Here is a 17,897-nt window from a genome sequence, read left to right as displayed (position 1 = left end):
ATATTTAGCAAGGCGGACGTGTCGCCGAAGGCCGGGCGGACAGGTGGATCAGGAAGCGTTTTCAAGCTCCCGCGCCATGCCAGCCGGCTCCCCTCCTCGCGCAAACAAAAACCCGCCCCGGCCAGGCCGAAGCGGGTTTCGCAATATTTCCGGGTGGCGGTCGTGGCGCAGGTTGGCGCCCGCGTGCACTCGCGATCATGCCACCGGCACGATCGATCCGGCCCCGAAGGGCCGGACCGGGTTGCGGTCTCGACGCGGGCTGACGCCCGCTTACACTCGACCGCGTTCGCCCCTGCCATCGCCCCACTGGGGCGATGGCTCGGGCTGCGCCCGACCGGGGCTCACTTCATCGTCGGAATAACGAACTCGGCGCCGTCCTTCAGGCCCGACGGCCAGCGCGAGGTCACCGTCTTGGTCCGCGTGTAGAAGCGGAACGCATCCGGGCCGTGCTGGTTGAGATCGCCGAAGCCCGACTTCTTCCAGCCGCCGAACGTGTGATAGGCGAGCGGCACCGGGATCGGCACGTTGATGCCGACCATGCCGATGTTGATGCGGCTGGCGAAGTCGCGGGCCGTGTCGCCGTCGCGGGTGAAGATCGCGGTGCCGTTGCCGTATTCGTGGCTCATCGGCAGGTCGAGCGCCTCGTCATAGTCGTTGGCGCGCACGACGCAGAGCACCGGGCCGAAGATCTCTTCCTTGTAGATCGACATGTCCTTGGTGACGTTGTCGAACAGGCAGCCGCCCATGAAGTAGCCGTTCTCGTAGCCCTGCATGGTGAAGTTGCGGCCGTCGACGGCAAGCGTCGCGCCTTCCTTCACGCCCTGGTCGACCAGACCCTTGACGCGGGCCAGCGCCTGGGCGGTGACGAGCGGGCCGAAGTCGACATCGTTACCGGCCGTGTAAGGCCCGATCTTCAGCGCCTCGACGCGCGGGATCAGGCGCTGCATCAGCGCGTTGGCGGCTTCCTCGCCGACCGGGACGGCAACCGAGATCGCCATGCAGCGCTCGCCGGCAGCACCATAGCCGGCGCCGATCAGCGCATCGGCCGCCTGGTCCATGTCGGCATCCGGCATGATGATCATGTGGTTCTTGGCGCCGCCGAAGCACTGCGCGCGCTTGCCGTTGGCGGTGGCACGCGAATAGACATAGGCCGCGATGGAGGTGGAGCCGACGAAGCCGACCGCCATGATGTCCGGATCGTCCAGAACGCCGTCGACCGCTTCCTTGTCGCCGTTGACGACGTTGAGGATGCCGGCCGGCAGGCCCGCCTCGATCATCAGCTCGGCCAGCATCATCGGCACGGACGGATCGCGCTCCGACGGCTTCAGGATGAAGGCGTTGCCGGCGGCAATCGCCGGGCAGAACTTCCACATCGGGATCATCGCCGGGAAGTTGAACGGCGTGATGCCGGCAACGACGCCCAGCGGCTGGCGCATCGAATACATGTCGATGCCGGGGCCGGCGCCTTCCGTGAACTCGCCCTTCAGCAGGTGCGGGGCGCCGATGCAGAACTCGGCAACCTCGAGACCGCGGATGACGTCGCCCTTGGCGTCCGGAATGGTCTTGCCGTGCTCGCGCGACAGCGCCTCGGCGAGCTTGTCCATGTCGCGATGCAGCAGATCGACGAACTTCATCAGCACGCGGGCGCGCTTCTGCGGGTTCTGGGCGGCCCATGCCGGCTGGGCGGCGGCGGCGTTCTCGACCGCGGCGCGCAGCTCTGCCTGCGAGGCGAGCGCCACCTTGGCCTGAACCTCGCCGGTGGCCGGATTGTAGACGTCGGCGAAGCGGCCCGAGGTGCCCTCGACATGCTTGCCGCCGATGAAATGTCCGATTGTGTTCATGGGTCGTTCTCTCCCTTTTGGCGCAGCCCGCACGATGGAGCGCGCACCTTTTCGCGGCCAGATGCCACGTTCGAGGCTGACACTGTCATGCCTTCGTTTTTTGTTGCGCGCAATAGGCGGAAAGCCGCATCCGTTGTGCGAAATTTATAGTCGTGCTAGCCCTGAGCCAGGGTTTTCGGAGAGCGCGCATGAACTGGGACGATACACGCATTTTCCTCGCCGTGGCGCGCAGCGGACAATTGCTCGCCGCCGCAAGGGCGCTCGGCGTCAACCATGCGACGGTCGCACGCCGCCTCAGCGCGCTGGAGGAGGATCTCGGCGTCAAGCTGGTCGACCGGCGCACCACCGGTTCGGCGCTGACGACGGCCGGCGAGCGGTTTCTCGCCACCGCCGAGCGGATCGAGGCGGAGATGCTGGAGGCCCGCGCCGAGATCGGCGATGCGGATGTCGCCGTTTCCGGCACCGTGCGGATCGGCGCGCCCGACGGTTTCGGCGTCGCCTTCCTCGCCCCGCGTCTCGGCACCTTGACCGAGCGCCATCCGGCCCTGACGCTGCAGCTCGTCCCCGTTCCCCGCGCGGTCTCGCTGTCGCGGCGCGAGGCGGACATCGCCATCACCGTGGAGCGGCCGGACCATGGCCGGCTGGTGGCGCGCAAGCTGGTCGACTACACGCTCGGCCTCTACGCCTCGCGCGACTATCTCGCCCGGGCCGGCACGCCGCAGACCGCCGCCGAGCTCAAGTCGCACGCGCTGGTCGGCTATGTGGAGGATCTCGTCTATTCCGGCGCGCTCGCCTATGCCGAGGAGATCGACCGCGCCTTCCAGCCGCGCTTCGAGATCGCCTCCGCGCTCGGCCAGACCGAGGCGGTGCGCTCCGGTGCGGGCATCGGCATCCTGCATGCCTTCATCGCCCGGAGCGACCCCGACCTGGTGCAGGTGCTGCCCGAGCGCACGATCTCGCGCGGCTACTGGCTGGTGCTGCATGAGAGCGTCCGCGACCTTGGGCGCGTGCGCGTGGTCGCCGACTTCATTTCCGAGGCGGTGGCGAGCGAGCGCGGGATCTTCTCCTGACCTCCCTTAGGCCTGGCCTCAGGCCTGGCGGCGGGCGCCGACGACGCAGGCCACCACGAAGACGGTGACGGCGATCATCGACGGGGCGACCGGCTCGCCGAGCAGCAGCCCGGCCAGCAGCAGGCCGAAAAACGGCTGCAGCAGCTGCAACTGGCCGACGCCGGCAATGCCGCCGAGCGCCAGCCCGCGATACCAGAAGAAGAAACCGACCAGCATCGAGAAGACCGAGACATAGGCAAGGCCGATCCAGGCGGGCAGCGCGATGCCGGCAAGGGTCTGCGGATGGACCAGCAGAGCCAGCGCCAGCATCGGCGGCAGCGAGAACACCAGCGCCCAGCAGATCACCTGCCAGCCGCCGAGACGGCGCGCCAGCCGCGCCCCTTCCGCATACCCGAAGCCGCAGACGAGGATCGCGGCGAGCATCAGCAGATCGCCGACCAGCGAGATCTCGCCATTGCCCTGCAAGGCGAAGAGGGCGACGGCCAGCGCACCGGCGCCGGAAAAGGCCCAGAACAGCGGGCGCGGGTTTTCTCCGCCGCGCAACACGCCGAAGATCGCCGTCGCCAGTGGCAACAACCCGATGAAGACGATGGAATGGGCCGCCGTGACATGCTCCAGCGCCATCGCGGTGAGCAGCGGGAAGCCGACGACGACGCCGAGCGCCACCAGCACCAGCGGCACCACATCGCTCGCCGCCGGGCGCCTTTGACGGAACGCAAGCAGGATCGCCCCGGCCAGCAGCGCCGCCAGCACCGCGCGAGCCGAGGTGAGGAACAGCGGGCTGAACCCGCCGACCGCAACGCGGGTGGCCGGCAGCGAGCCGCTGAAGATCAGAACGCCGAGAAGGCCGTTGCCCCAGGCGGCGAGAGGTGAGTGCATGCCACTGTTCCTGTCCGTCATCCGCAATGTGTGGCGCAGGAGCGCTGGCGGAGACAGGTACAGACCAGTACAATCACTCCAAACTGTATCGATGCAACGAACCATACAGATGGCGACAGGATGACCCGCGGCACCCGCACGCAGACCGTGATGGCAGCGATCCGCCGGCGGATCGAGACGCGGGCGCTGGCGCCGGGCGAGCGGCTTCCCTCGATCCGCGGTCTCGCCGCCTCCATGCAGGTCTCGCCGTCCACCGTGGTGGAGGCCTACGACCGGCTGGCCGCCGACGGGCTGATCACAGCCCGGCGCGGCTCCGGCTTCTTCGTGCTGGACACGCCGCAGCCGCTGCAGATCTCCGCCACGGGAGCACGGCTCGACCGGGCCATCGATCCGTTCTGGATCTCGCGGCAGGCGCTGGACGCCGATCCCGCCCTGCCCAAGCCCGGCTGCGGCTGGCTGCCGGCCGAGTGGATGCCGACCGATGCTCTCCGGCGGGCCCTGCGCGCCCTGTCGCGGGTGGAGGCGGAAACGCTCGCCGACTATGGCAGCGCGCAGGGACAGGGCGAGCTGCGCCGGCTGATCGCCCGCGATCTTGCCGAGCAGGGGCTGGAGGTGCCGCCCGACCGCATCCTGCTGGCCGGTTCGGGGACGCAAGGAATGGACCTGATCTGCCGGCTGCTGCTGCGCCCCGGCGACACGGTGCTGGTCGACGATCCCTGCTACTTCAACTTCCAGGCCTTGCTGCGGGCGCATCAGGTGCGGATCATCAGTGTTCCCTATACGCCGCAGGGGCCGGACACGGAGCGGTTCGCGCAAGTGCTGGCGAGCGCGCGGCCGCGGCTTTACCTGACCAACTCGGCCCTGCACAACCCGACCGGCGCGACCATCTCGGCTCCCGTGGCGCACCGGCTGCTGGTGCTCGCCGCGCAGCACGATCTCACCATCATCGAGGACGACATCTTCGCCGCCTTCGAGCCGGAGCCCTCCCCCCGCCTTGCCGCGCTCGACGGGCTGGAGCGGGTGATCCGCATCGGCAGCTTTTCCAAGACGCTGTCGGCCTCGGCGCGCTGCGGCTATATCGCCGCCCGGCCCGACTGGATCTCGGCGCTGATCGACCTGCAGGTGGCGACGAATTTCGGCGGGCCGAGCCCGATGGCAGCCGAGCTGCTGCGCGTAGTGCTCGCCGATGGCGGCTACCGCAAGCATGTCGCCGCCCTGCAGACGCGCCTTGCGCGGGCGCGGCGGCAGGCGGCCCTGCGGCTCGGCGCGCTCGGCATCACCCCCTGGCTGGAGCCGCGCGGCGGCTTCTACCTGTGGTGCCGGCTGCCGGAGGAGCTGGATGCGGCCGATGTCGCCCGCGCCGCGCTGAAGCGGGGCATCGTGCTGGCGCCCGGCAATGCCTTCAGCGCGGCGCAGACGCAACCTGCCTTCATGCGCTTCAACGTCAGCCAGATGGGCGGGCCGCAGGTCGATGCCGTGCTGGCAGAGGCCTTGAGCGAGGCCCGCGGGATCAACTGATCAGCCGACCTCCTCCCAGCCGCCGCTGGCAAAGGAGCGGGCGGCGGCATGGACCGTGCGCTCGATCTCGATCCCCTCCTCGAAGGTGATCAGGCTCGCCGGCTCGCCCTTGATGAGGCGGATCAGCTCGCGGCATTCGATCACCTTGAGATCGTTGAAGCCGAGGCCATGGCCCGGCGCCGGCACGAAGCTGCCATAGGGCGGGTGCGCGGGCCCGGCGAGAATGCGGGTGAAGCCCTGGCGGGCCGGATCGCCGGTCGCGCTGTACAGCTCGATCTCGTTCATCCGCTCCTGGTCGTAGAGGATCGAGCCCTTCGAGCCGAAGACCTGCAGCGCGATGCGGCCCTTGCGCCCCCAGGCCGAACGGTTGACCAGCAGGCTCGCCTGCAGCCCACCGGGAAAGCGCAGCAGGACATTGGCCATGTCGTGGGTTTCCACCGCGCGGCGGCCGCCCTCGGCCAGCGGCCGGGTGGCATAGGGTTTCGCCATGTCGCAGAACACGCGCTCCGCCTTGCCGAACAGCCGGTGCGCCAGCGACAGCGGATGCACGGCGAAATCGTCGAGCGCGCCGTAGCCGGAACTCGCCTCGCTCTTCCAATAGAAGGCCTGCTCCGGGTCGGCCATGAAGTCCTCGTCCATCTCGGCGCGGAACTGGATGGGCTCGCCGATGGCGCCGTCCGCGATCATGCGGGCGATCTCGCGAAAGGCCGGGTTCTGGATGTAGTTGTAGCCGAGCGCCGCGATGCGCCCGCTCGCCCGCGCCGCCGCCAGCATCCCTTGCGCATCGGCAAGGGCCGGCGCCATCGGCTTTTCGCACCACACATGCTTGCCGGCCTGCAGCGCGGTGATCGCCATTTCGGGATGAAACGCGTTCGGCGTCGTGATCGACACCACATCGACCGCCGGATCGTTCACCAGCGCCCGCCAGTCGGACGTTGCGCGGGCAAAGCCGAAGGCCGAGGCCCGCTGGCGGGCCAGGTCCTCGCTGACCTCGGCCAGCATTTCGAGCCTCGGGCGGGCGACATCGCCGAAGACGGCCCGCACCGCATTCCAGGCCAGCGCGTGGCACTTGCCCATGTACCCGGTGCCGATAAGGCCGACACCGAGGGACCCGTCCGGACTGGTCATCGCATCGTCTCCCTGCGACAGTGCCTGCCGACCCGAGGGGCAAAAACCGGTGCGTAACGCCCGGCATCCCCTGCGGTCAGCCCTTGCATGATCTTGCAAGGATGAAACGCAAATTCTATGATTGCGTCAATATGGAATAAACGTTCCCTGAAAGGATGAGAGCCTTGCTGTCTGTAGCAGTCATCGGTGCGGGGCGGATCGGCCAGATCCATGCCGCCAATCTGGCCGCGCGCGCGGCACAGACCAACGACGTCAAACTGGCCGGCATCTGCGATGCGATGGAGGTGGCCGCCGCGACCCTTGCAACGCGCCTCGGCGCGCCGGTGATCTCGCTGGACGAGGCGCTGGAGGGCAAAGGCTCGAACGCGGTGCTGATCGCCTCGCCGACCGACACACACTCGGATTTCATCGAGCGCGCCGCCAGGGCCGGCAAGGCGATCTTCTGCGAAAAGCCCGTCGACATGTCGGCGCAGCGCATCGAGGGCGTGCTCGAGGTGGTCGAGGCGGCCGGCGTGCCGCTGTTCATCGGCTTCAACCGTCGTTTCGACCCGAATTTCGCCTCGCTGCGCGCCCGCATCGCCGAAGGGCGGATCGGCGAGGTCGAACTGGTGACGATCCTGTCGCGCGATCCCTCCCCGCCGCCGGTCTCCTATATCGAGCGCTCGGGCGGCCTGTTCCGCGACATGATGATCCACGACTTCGACATGGCGCGCTTCCTGCTCGGCGACGAGCCGGTGGAGGTGCACGCGGTCGGCTCCGCCCTTGTCGACCCTGAGATCGGCAAGGCGGGCGATGTCGACACGGCGGCGGTGCTGCTGAAGACCGCGCGCGGCAAGATCTGCCAGATCTCCAACTCGCGCCGCGCCACCTATGGCTACGACCAGCGGGTGGAGGTGCACGGCTCGCTCGGCCTGCTGCGCGCCGGCAACCAGCACGAGACCACCGTGGAACTGGCGACCGCCTCGGGCTTCACCGCCGACCCGGTGCAGAACTTCTTCCTGGAGCGCTACGCCCAGGCCTACCGGCTGCAGCTTGCCGCCTTCATCGACTGCGCGCGCGGCACCACCGCCCCCTCGCCGAGCGGCCATGACGGGCTGATGGCGCAGCGGCTCGCCGACGCGGCAACGCTCTCCGCGCAAAGCGGCCAGCCGGTCCGGCTTTAGGAGGGGGGCGTAAGAGGCCGGCGACTTTGCGCCAGCCTCTCTTTTCGTCATTCCGGCCAAGCGAAGCGCGAGCCGGAACCGGAGAGGCACAAGCGTTCGAGGGGACGGCCGGGCGCCTCCGACAGGCCCTCGGCTCTCCGATCCCGGATCTCCGGCTTTGCCTGCGTCCGGGAGGACGAAAAGAGGGGCGTGAGTGAGGCAGGCTTGAGGCGGGACGGCGTCGCCTCCCCCACTGCTGTCATACCCGCGAAGGCGGGTATCCAGTATCCGCCGGGTCGCGCGGTTGTGCGAAAGCGGCAGCCTGCGGCCTTCCGGCGCCCGCCTCGGCTCGACCCGCGCGACTGGGGTTACTGGTTCCCGGTCTTCGGCTTCGCCGAAACCGGGACGACAGCCGAGAGGTGGGGTCGCGTCGGCGGGTCATCGCCAGCGCTGCGCTCCAGCCCCTCGTCGGCGTCATCCCGCACGCAGCGCAGCGGCGATGCGGGATCGGCGAGCCGAGGGCAAATGAGGTGCGCTCCGGAACCATGCCACGACCGCCGTGCCTCCCCGATCCCGGGTCGCGGCTTCGCCTTGCCCGGGAAGACGCCGGGGAGGTTTGCGCAAGGGAGAACCCGATGCGGGCAGGTCAATCGCCGGGCAGGCCAATCGCCCGCAACTCAAGCCATCCGGCCGATTTGCTTCGCCGTCTCGATTTCAGCGGATTTCGAGAGCGGTTTTTGCAAAATCCGTCTCGAAATTTGCACAAGCACATCGCGCCGAATAACAAAATTATTTCAAATACTTAAAATAAAAAGCCCAACCAGCTCGGCGAAATTTCGAGAAACCGCTCTCGATCCCGTTGCGCCGTCTATCCCCGCTTTCGCGGTCCGCCCTCGGACTGCGCCAGGCTCAAGGCCGCGGGGCACTTGTCCCCGTGGCCTCGTCAGTGCTGTCCCCGCGATCAGGCCTCGGCCTTGACGAGCTCGATGGCGATCTCGCTGCCGCCGACCTCATGCGTGGCGCGGTAGGCGCCGTCCAGCGTGCCGCCGATGGTCAGCTCCAGCGCCAGCGTGTCCTGGGCGATGCGGGCGCGGTGCTCCTCCACCGCCTGGACCAGCGCCTCCGGCAGGACCAGGTTGAGGCGGATGCGGTCGGTCACCTGCAGCCCGCCGTCCTTGCGGGTCTGCTGGATCAGGCGGACCACGTCGCGGGCATAGCCTTCGCGCTCCAGCTCCGGATAGATCCGCGTGTCCATCACCACCACGCCGCGGCTGGCATCGAAGAGGCCGGTGTCCGAGCCCTCCGGCGCCATGACGCGCATGGTGTAGTCTTCCGGCGGCAGCTCGACGCCGGCCAGCTCGACGATGCCGTCGGGCCGCAGCGTCCAGTTGCCGGTCTTGGAGGCGGTCATCACCTCCTTCATCTTCTGGCCCAGGCGCTTGCCGATCTGCGGCTTGACCACAAGGCTGTGCTCGCCGACCGACAGCGGATCGGCCTCCAGCACCAGCTCCTTGACGTTCACCTCGTCGGCGATCAGCTGCGAATACGGGCGCAGGTCCTCAATGTCCGCATGGGCGACGGTCAGCGTCTTCAGCGGCAGGCGGGCGCGCAGGCGCTTGGCCTCGCGCAGCGACATGACCGAGTTGCAGACGTCGCGGATAAGGTCCATGCGGCGCACGAGATCCGGATCGCTCGGCATCTTGCCTGCCTCCGGCCAGTCGGCCAGATGCACGGACAATTCGCCCGTCAGGCCCTTGTAGATGCGCTCGCTGACGAAGGGCATCATCGGCGCCAGCACGCGCATCAAGTGCGTCAGCACCGTGTAGAGCGTGTCGAGCGCATCGCGCTTGTCGTCGTTCAGCTCCTCGCCCCAGAAGCGGGCGCGCGAGCGGCGGATGTACCAGTTGTTGAGCGCGTCGATATAGCCCGGCACATGCGAATAGGCGGCGGGAATATCGTAGGCATCGAGCGAGCCCTCGATCTGCTCGATCAGCTCGCGGGTCTTGGCCAGGATATAGCGGTCCAAGAGGCCCTTCTGGTCGAAGCGGACCTGCGCCTTGTACTGGTCGGCATTGGCATAGAGCGTGAAGAAGTAATAGGCGCTCCAGATCGGGATGATCGCCTGGCGCAGCGCCTGGGCGATGCCGCGGCCGTCCTTGGCCACCGCCAGGTCGCCGCCGACCAGCAGCGGCGAGGACAGCATGTACCAGCGCAGCGCGTCGGCGCCGTAGGTGTTGAAGACGCCGACCGGGTCCGGATAGTTCTGCAGCCGCTTGGACAGCTTCTGCTTGTTCTCGTCCAGCACCACGCCGTGGCAGACCGCATTGCGGAACGGCGCACGGTCGAAGATCGCCGTCGACAGCACCATCAAGGTGTAGAACCAGCCACGGGTCTGGGCGACGTATTCGACGATGAAGTCGGCCGGGAAATTCCGCTCGAAATGCTCCTTGTTCTCAAACGGATAGTGCTGCTGGGCAAAGGGCATCGAGCCGGAATCGAACCACACGTCGAGCACTTCCGGCACGCGGCGCATCATCGCCTTGCCGGTCGGATCGTCCGGGTTGGGCCGCACCAGCTCGTCGATCATCGGCCGGTGCAGGTTGTCCACCTTCACGCCGAAGTCGCGCTCCAGCTCCTCCAGCGAGCCGTAGACGTCCATGCGCGGATGGTTCGGGTCGTCGCTCACCCAGACCGGGATCGGGCAGCCCCAGAAGCGGTTGCGCGAGATGTTCCAGTCGCGGGCGTTTTCCAGCCACTTGCCGAACTGGCCGTCGCGCACATGCGAGGGGATCCAGTCGATCTGCTGGTTGAGCTCGACCATCCGGTCCTTGAACTGCGAGACGGCGACGTACCAGGCGTCGATCGCCTTGTAGATCAGCGGCGTGTCCGTGCGCCAGCAGTGGGGATAATCGTGCAGATAGGTCTCGTGGCGATAGACGGTATCGCCGCGCGCCTTGAGGTCGCGGATGATGTCCTTGTTCGCCTCGATGACGTTCTGGCCGACATAGTCGGCGACCTCGGCGGTGAACTTGCCCGCCTCGTCCACCGGCACCACCAGCGGGATGCCGCGCTCGCGCGCGAGTTCGAAGTCGTCCTCGCCGAAGCCCGGCGCGATGTGCACGCAGCCCGTGCCGTCGCCCGCCTCGACGAAACCGGCGGCAAGCACGGCGAAGGCGTTCTCGGTGCCCTTGAAATAGGGGAAGAGCGGCTCGTAGGCGGTGCCGGCCAGCTCCGCGCCCGTCAGCGCGCCGACCTTCTGCCACTCGCCGAACTCGCGCTCGTAGCGCTCCAGCGCCGCCTCGGCGAGGATCACCCGCACGCCGTCCTTTTCCAGGATCGCGTAGTCGAGATCCGGCGACACGGCCAGCGCAAGGTTGGACGGCAGGGTCCAGGGCGTCGTCGTCCAGGCGAGCAGGCGCGTCGGCACGGCGGCGAAGCGCTCGCCCTTGAGCAGGAAGCCGACGGTCAGCGCCGGGTCCTGGCGCTCGCGATAGGAGTTGTCGAGGCGCGTCTCGAAGTTCGACAGCGGCGTCTGCACAGCCCAGGAATAGGGCACGACGCGGTAGCCGCGATAGACCAGCCCCTTGTCCCAGAGCTGCTTGAAGCCCCAGATCACGCTCTCCATGAAGGAGAGGTTCATGGTCTTGTAATCGTTCTCGAAGTCGACCCAGCGGCCCTGCCGCTCGACATAGTAGCGCCACTCGTTGGTGAAGCGCATGACCGAGACCGAGCAGTGCTCGTTGAACTTGCCGATGCCGTATTCGAGGATCTCGTTGCGGCCCGAGATGCCGAGTTCCTTCTCCGAGGTCAGCTCCGCCGGCAGGCCGTGGCAGTCCCAGCCGAAGCGGCGCTCGACGCAGTCGCCGCGCATGGTGCGGTAACGCGGGATCAGGTCCTTGACGAAGCCGGTGGCCAGGTGCCCGTAATGCGGCAAGCCGTTGGCGAAGGGAGGGCCGTCGTAGAAGATGTATTCGCCCGCCCCGTCCTGGTTGCGGCGGCTCTCCACCGAAATCTCGAAAATCCGGTTTTCCTGCCAGAACTTGAGGATGTCTTCCTCGAGCTTGGGAAAATTGGGATTCGGATCGATGGCTTCGTACATCACAGATGTCCCGTTCTGAATTGGTCGCCGGGCGAGGAACCGCTGCGCCGCCCGCAACATGTCGTTGCGTGGGTTAGCCGACCGGCAAGAAAAATACAATCGTCACGGCCGGCATGGCGGGCATGCCGGCGTCTTGTATGGCCTCAGGCGCGCGTCACTTTCGGCTCGCTCGCCGGGTAGCGGCCGCGGGTGTCGACCACCAGCTTCGCCTTGTCGAGGATCATCGCGTAGTCGAAGGCGTCGTGATCGGTGGCGATGACGACGGCGTCCTGGCGCGCGATGGTCTCGGCATCGGCCTCCACGGCCGCGAAGGCGCCGCCGCTTTCGAGCGTCAGCTGCGGCACGAAGGGATCGGCATAGGAGAGCTCCCCTCCCCGCGCGACGATCCGCTCCATCACCATCAGGCTCGGCGACTCGCGGATGTCGTCGATGTTCTTCTTGAAGGCGGCTCCGAGCACCAGCACCCTGGCGCCATTGAGCGCCTTGCGGTGGCCGTTGAGCGCGTCCATCAGCTTCTCGACGATGAAGTCCGGCATGTAGCGGTTGATCTCGCCGGCCAGCTCGATGAAGCGGGTGTGCAGGCCGTATTCGCGCGCCTTCCAGGTCAGGTAGAACGGGTCGACCGGGATGCAGTGACCGCCGACGCCGGGGCCGGGATAGAAGGCGGTGAAGCCGAAGGGCTTGGTGGCGGCGGCGCGGATAACCTCGAAGATATCGATGCCCATGCGGTCGGCGAGCGTCTTCATCTCGTTGACGAGGCCGATATTGACCGCGCGGTGGATGTTCTCCAGCAGCTTGGTCATCTCGGCAACGCGGGTCGAGGAGACCGGCACGAGCTGGTCGACGGCGGACCCGTAGAGCGCCTGCGCCGCCGCAAGGCAGGCGGGGGTGACGCCGCTCACCACCTTGGGGATCTCGCGGATGCCGAAGCTGGCATTGCCCGGATCCTCGCGCTCGGGCGAGTAGACGACGAAGAGGTCCTGGCCGACCACCAGGTCCTCGCGCGCCATCGCCGGCAGCATGTCGTCCTCGGTGGTGCCGGGATAAGTGGTCGATTCCAGCGCGACCACCTGGCCGGGCCGCAGGTAGGGGCGGATGGCGCGGGCGGCATCGAGAATGTAGCCGATGTCCGGATCGTGGAAGCGCCCGAGCGGCGTCGGCACGCAGATGATCAGCGCATCGCAGTCGGCCGCGCGGGCGAAGTCGGTCGTCGCTTCGAAGGGGCCGGCGAACCGCACCTCCTCGCGCCGGTTGCCGACATAGCGGGGAAAACCGCGATCCGCGTTGAGCCGAGCGATCTTCGCCGGATCCACGTCGAAGCCGACGATGGGGTGGCCGATCTGCGAAAAGCGCAAGGCGAGCGGCAGGCCGACATAGCCGAGGCCGATGACGCCGATGACGGCGGAGCGGTCGGCAAGGCGGGCGCACAGGCTGGCAAGGGCATCGGAGTGATTGGTGTCCGCGGCCATGATCGGATCTCTGGTAGGGTTCGATGAAAGAGAAACGGCATGCGGAAGAGCTTCCGCATGCCGTTTCGTGTCGCACAGGCGTCGCAGCGCGGCAAGCCCCGGCGGCGAGAGTTCTCCTCCGCCGGGCGCTCGCCCTATCCCCCGGTCACACGAAGCTGAAGTCGCTCTCCGACACCAGCGTGTGGTCGAAGTTCTGCAGGATGACGGTGTTGCTGCCGAAGGTCAGGTGCGTGTCCGCCCCCACATCCGTCACGGTGATTTGCGAGAACTGCGTCACCCCGAGGCCGATTGCAATCGTGTCGATCCCCGCCTCGAAGTCCGTGATCGTGTCGGTTTCACCGGCAGTGCGGAAAACGAAGGTATCGGCACCCGTTCCACCGGTGAAGATGTCGTTGCCGCCCCAATCGTTGAACGTATCGTTGCCCGCGCCGCCGATCAGGACGTCCCAGCCGTTGCCGCCGTCCAGCACATTGTCGCCGGAATTGCCCGTGATCTGATTGTTCTGGCCATTGCCCGTGCCGTTGATGTTGCCCGAACCCGTCAGAACAAGGTTCTCGATGTGCTGACCATGCGCATTCAGCGCAAAGCTCACCGAACTGCGAACCCAGTCGATCCCCTCGCCGGCAAGCTCGACGACCGTGTCACCAACATTGTCCACGTAGTAGATGTCGTTGCCCGCGCCGCCGATCATCGTGTCAGCGCCCGACGCGCCATCAAGCGCATTGTTCCCGGAATTGCCCGTCATCACGTTCGCCTGCACCGTGCCGACGGCAAAAAGGTCGCCCGTACCCTGAAGCGTCACATTCTCAAGATGCTGGCTGTGACGCCAAAGCTCGATCGAGATCGAGCTGAACACGCTGTCCGTCCCCTCGCCGGCAAGCTCGACGATCCGGTCACCCGCATTGTCGACATAATAGGTGTCGTTGCCAGTGCCGCCTTCCATCCGGTCGCCGCCACCAAAGTCGTTGAACGTATCGTTGCCCGCGCCGCCGATCAGGACGTCCCAGCCGTTGCCACCGTCCAGCACATTGTCGCCGGAATTGCCCGTGATCTGATTGTTCTGGCCATTGCCCGTGCCGTTGATGTTGCCCGAACCCGTCAGAACAAGGTTCTCGATGTGCTGACCATGCGCATTCAGCGCAAAGCTCACCGAACTGCGAACCCAGTCGATCCCCTCGCCGGCAAGCTCGACGACCGTGTCACCAACATTGTCCACGTAGTAGATGTCGTTGCCCGCGCCGCCGATCATCGTGTCAGCGCCCGACGCGCCATCAAGCGCATTGTTCCCGGAATTGCCCGTCATCACGTTCGCCTGCACCGTGCCGACGGCAAAAAGGTCGCCCGTACCCTGAAGCGTCACATTCTCAAGATGCTGGCTGTGACGCCAAAGCTCGATCGAGATCGAGCTGAACACGCTGTCCGTCCCCTCGCCGGCAAGCTCGACGATCCGGTCACCCGCATTGTCGACATAATAGGTGTCGTTGCCAGTGCCGCCTTCCATCCGGTCGCCGCCACCAAAGTCGTTGAACGTATCGTTGCCCGCGCCGCCGATCAGGACGTCCCAGCCGTTGCCACCGTCCAGCACATTGTCGCCGGAATTGCCCGTGATCTGATTGTTCTGGCCATTGCCCGTGCCGTTGATGTTGCCCGAACCCGTCAGAACAAGGTTCTCGATGTGCTGACCATGCGCATTCAGCGCAAAGCTCACCGAGCTGCGAACCCAGTCGATCCCCTCGCCGGCAAGCTCGACGACCGTGTCACCAACATTGTCCACGTAGTAGATGTCGTTGCCCGCGCCGCCGATCATCGTGTCAGCGCCCGACGCGCCATCAAGCGCATTGTTCCCGGAATTGCCCGTCATCACGTTCGCCTGCACCGTGCCGACGGCAAAAAGGTCGCCCGTACCCTGGAGCGTCACATTCTCAAGATGCTGGCTGTGACGCCAAAGCTCGATCGAGATCGAGCTGAACACGCTGTCCGTCCCCTCGCCGGCAAGCTCGACAACCGTGTCGCCAACATTGTCCACGTAATACGTGTCATTGCCCGCCCCTCCGATCATCGTGTCGGCGCCCGACGCGCCATCAAGGGCATTGTTCCCAGAATTGCCCGTCATCACGTTCGCCTGCACCGTGCCGACGGCATAAAGGTCGCCCGTACCCTGGAGCGTCACATTCTCAAGATGCTGGCTGTGACGCCAAAGCTCGATCGAGATCGAGCTGAACACGCTGTCGGTCCCCTCGCCGGCAAGCTCGACGATCGTGTCACCGACGTTGTCCACGTAATAGGTGTCATTGCCCGTACCGCCGATCAGCGTGTCGGCACCCAAGCCACCGTTCAGCGTGTCGTTGCCGCCGAGACCTTCGAGCCGGTCGTTTCCGTTGGAACCTGTCAACGTGTCGCTCTCGGTGCGCGATCCGCGAACGTGCTCGATATTGGCGAGCGTATGGCTGAAGGCATTGCCGTTGAACAAACCCGTCGCCGTACCGGCCGCGAGATTGACCGTGACGGCCCCCATCCCACTGCGATCGAAGCGAACCGTATCGAAGCCACCGCCGCCATCGACCGTATCGTTGCCGCCGCGCAGGATGAAACGCTCGTCGCCATCGCCGCCGTTGAATACGTCGTTGGAGTCGGAGCCACGGATCTCGCTCACATTGACCAGGGTATCGGTGCCGATGCCTGCGCCGGTCACGGTGCCGCTGACGCCGGAGCCGTTGTTGCTGGTATAGGTGATACCGGAGGACGCGTTGCGATAGTCTGCGCGGACCGAACCATCACCGGTCTGCGTGATGGTGTCGTCGCCGGCACCACCGCGAACCTGCACGAAAATACCTGCGGTCGCATTGATCGTGACCGTGTCGTTCCCGGACCCGAGAGAGAGCGTAACACTGCCCAGAGCGGGATCGATCGGGCCGGTGACATTCAGCGTGTCGACATCGCCGGTTCCCTTGTCGATGGTTATCACGCTGCCGGTCATCGTGACCGTCATGTTGGTGCCGAATTGCCCATAATCGATAAAGGAATCGTGCTGCTGCAGCACGTTGATCGTGTCGTTGCCGGCAGACCCGATGACCGTGTCCTCGCCCGCGCCGGTGTTGATGATGTCGTTGCCGTCGCCTCCGTCGAGGTAGTCGTTGCCGGCCCCGCCGTTCAGCGTGTCGTTGCCGCCAAGTCCCTCCAGCGTGTCGTTGCCGGACGAGCCCGTCAGGCTGTCGCCTTCCGTCCGCGAGCCGCGGATGGCCTCGATCCCGGACAGGGTATGGCTGAAGGCATTGCCGTTGAACAGGCCCGTTGCCGTGCCTGCCTGCAGATCGACGGTTACCGCGCCCATACCACTGCGATCGAAGCGAACGATGTCGTAGCCGCCGCCGCCGTTGACGGTGTCGTTGCCGCCGCGAAGGATGAAGCGCTCGTCGCCGTCGCCGCCGTTGAAGACGTCATCATAGTCGGTGCCGCGGATCTCCGAGATGCCGACCAGCGTATCGGTGCCGATGCCGGTGCCGGTCACCGTACCGCTGACGGCAGATCCGTTGTTGCTGGTATAGGTGATGCCGGACGAAACGTTGCGATAATCGGCACGCACCGATCCGTAACCCAGCTGGGTGATCGTGTCGTCGCCCGCACCGCCCCGGACTTGGATAAAGATGCCGCCGACCGCATCGATGGTGACGTTGTCGTTTCCGGAGCCCAGAGCAAGGGTGATCGTGCCGCTGTTGTCGTAGGGGCCGCCGATATTGACCGTATCGATGCCACCAGCGCCCTTGTCGATGGTCATTGTCGTGCCGGAGAGATTTACCGACAGGGCGCTTGAGAACGCGCTGTAGTTCAGGAAAGCGTCTTCGCTGGCCAGAATGTTGATCGTGTCATTGCCGGTCGAACCGTAGACCGTATCGCTGCCGGTGCCGACATTGATGATGTCGTTGCCACCGCCGCCGTTGAAAGTGTCGTCGCCGGCATAACCATCGAAGCGCTCGTCGGCATTGGATCCGATGAACTGGGTGCTTTCCGTCCGCGATCCGCGGACATGCTCGATGCCGGACAGCGTATGCGAGAACCCGACGCCGTTGTAGGTTCCCGTCGCCGTTCCGGCGCCCAGGTCGACGACAACGGACCCGACTCCATCACGGTCGAAGCGGATCATGTCGAAGCCGTTGCCGCCATTGACGATGTCATTGCCGCCGAGCGGAATGAAACGCTCGTTGCCATTGCCGCCGTTGAACGTGTCGTTGCCGGTCGAACCCATGATCTCGGAGACGTTGACGAGCGTATCCGTGCCCATGCCGGTCCCGGTCACCGTGCCGCTGACGCCCGACCCGTTGTTGCTGGTGTAGGTGATCCCGGAACCGACGCTGCGGTAGTCGACGCGTACGAAGCCCGCGATGTTGGTGATCGTATCGTTGCCCGCACTGGACCGGATGCCGAAGAAGATCCCGCCCGGGTCGTCGATCGTGACGCTGTCGTTGCCCGAGCCGAGACCGAACGTCAGACCGCTGATATCCGGATCAAGTTCGCCGCCCGCAAGGAAGGTATCCGTGCCGATCCCGTCCTTGGTGACCTGCCCACCACCAGCGTCCCCGTCGACGACGATCGTCAGCGCCGCTGAAAAACCCGTGTAGTCGGCATAAAGATCGACCTCGGGAAGAAGCGTGATCGTATCGTTGCCACCGCTGCCGATATAGGTGTGACCGAAGCCGGTAATCGAGAATACGTCGTTGCCGTTTCCGCCTGAATACGTCGTCATTTCAACCCCT

General features: G+C 66.1%; 9 protein-coding genes. 3 read left to right on the top strand and 6 right to left on the bottom strand.

Going from position 1 to position 17,897, the window contains the following annotated elements:
• Positions 1-341: 341 nt before the first annotated feature.
• A complete protein-coding gene (locus tag GH266_RS22590) occupies positions 342-1,841 on the bottom strand; it encodes a CoA-acylating methylmalonate-semialdehyde dehydrogenase (protein ID WP_158195855.1) in 1,500 nt (499 codons plus the stop codon).
• Between the two features lie 188 nt (positions 1,842-2,029).
• Here GH266_RS22590 and GH266_RS22585 point away from each other — a divergent pair, with 188 nt between their 5' ends.
• The gene (locus GH266_RS22585; protein WP_158195854.1) at positions 2,030-2,911 is read left to right on the top strand and encodes a LysR family transcriptional regulator; all 882 of its coding nucleotides are present in this window, start codon (positions 2,030-2,032) and stop codon (positions 2,909-2,911) included.
• A gap of 18 nt (positions 2,912-2,929) precedes the next feature.
• Here the strand turns inward: GH266_RS22585 and GH266_RS22580 are convergent, their stop codons facing one another.
• Positions 2,930-3,790, bottom strand: coding sequence for a DMT family transporter (locus GH266_RS22580; RefSeq protein WP_158195853.1), 861 nt, complete (start codon positions 3,788-3,790; stop codon positions 2,930-2,932).
• 120 nt (positions 3,791-3,910) lie between these two features.
• Between GH266_RS22580 and GH266_RS22575 the strand changes: the two genes are divergently transcribed.
• Positions 3,911-5,308 (top strand): aminotransferase-like domain-containing protein, encoded by a 1,398-nt coding sequence (locus GH266_RS22575; protein WP_158195852.1) that lies wholly within the window; start codon positions 3,911-3,913, stop codon positions 5,306-5,308.
• Here the strand turns inward: GH266_RS22575 and GH266_RS22570 are convergent, their stop codons facing one another.
• Positions 5,309-6,436, bottom strand: coding sequence for a Gfo/Idh/MocA family protein (locus GH266_RS22570; protein ID WP_158195851.1), 1,128 nt, complete (start codon positions 6,434-6,436; stop codon positions 5,309-5,311).
• 164 nt (positions 6,437-6,600) lie between these two features.
• Here GH266_RS22570 and iolG point away from each other — a divergent pair, with 164 nt between their 5' ends.
• On the top strand, positions 6,601-7,599 hold the full coding sequence (gene iolG / locus GH266_RS22565; protein ID WP_158195850.1) for an inositol 2-dehydrogenase: 999 nt from the start codon (positions 6,601-6,603) through the stop codon (positions 7,597-7,599).
• Positions 7,600-8,539: 940 nt separating this feature from the next.
• Here the strand turns inward: iolG and ileS are convergent.
• The 3 genes from ileS to GH266_RS22550 form a co-directional block, all read right to left on the bottom strand.
• Complete coding sequence (gene ileS, locus GH266_RS22560) at positions 8,540-11,677, bottom strand: isoleucine--tRNA ligase (protein ID WP_158195849.1); 3,138 nt, start codon at positions 11,675-11,677, stop codon at positions 8,540-8,542.
• A gap of 143 nt (positions 11,678-11,820) precedes the next feature.
• The gene (locus GH266_RS22555) at positions 11,821-13,146 is read right to left on the bottom strand and encodes a nucleotide sugar dehydrogenase (protein ID WP_158195848.1); all 1,326 of its coding nucleotides are present in this window, start codon (positions 13,144-13,146) and stop codon (positions 11,821-11,823) included.
• Positions 13,147-13,291: 145 nt separating this feature from the next.
• Positions 13,292-17,887 carry a beta strand repeat-containing protein gene (locus tag GH266_RS22550; protein WP_158195847.1) on the bottom strand — a complete coding sequence of 1,532 codons (4,596 nt, stop codon included), beginning with the start codon at positions 17,885-17,887 and terminating at the stop codon, positions 13,292-13,294.
• Positions 17,888-17,897: the final 10 nt, after the last annotated feature.

This window comes from Stappia indica (genome assembly GCF_009789575.1).
Lineage (GTDB): Bacteria > Pseudomonadota > Alphaproteobacteria > Rhizobiales > Stappiaceae > Stappia > Stappia indica_A.
The sequence above is the reverse complement of the archived record's forward strand: the minus strand, read 5'-3'. Positions and strand labels throughout refer to the sequence as shown.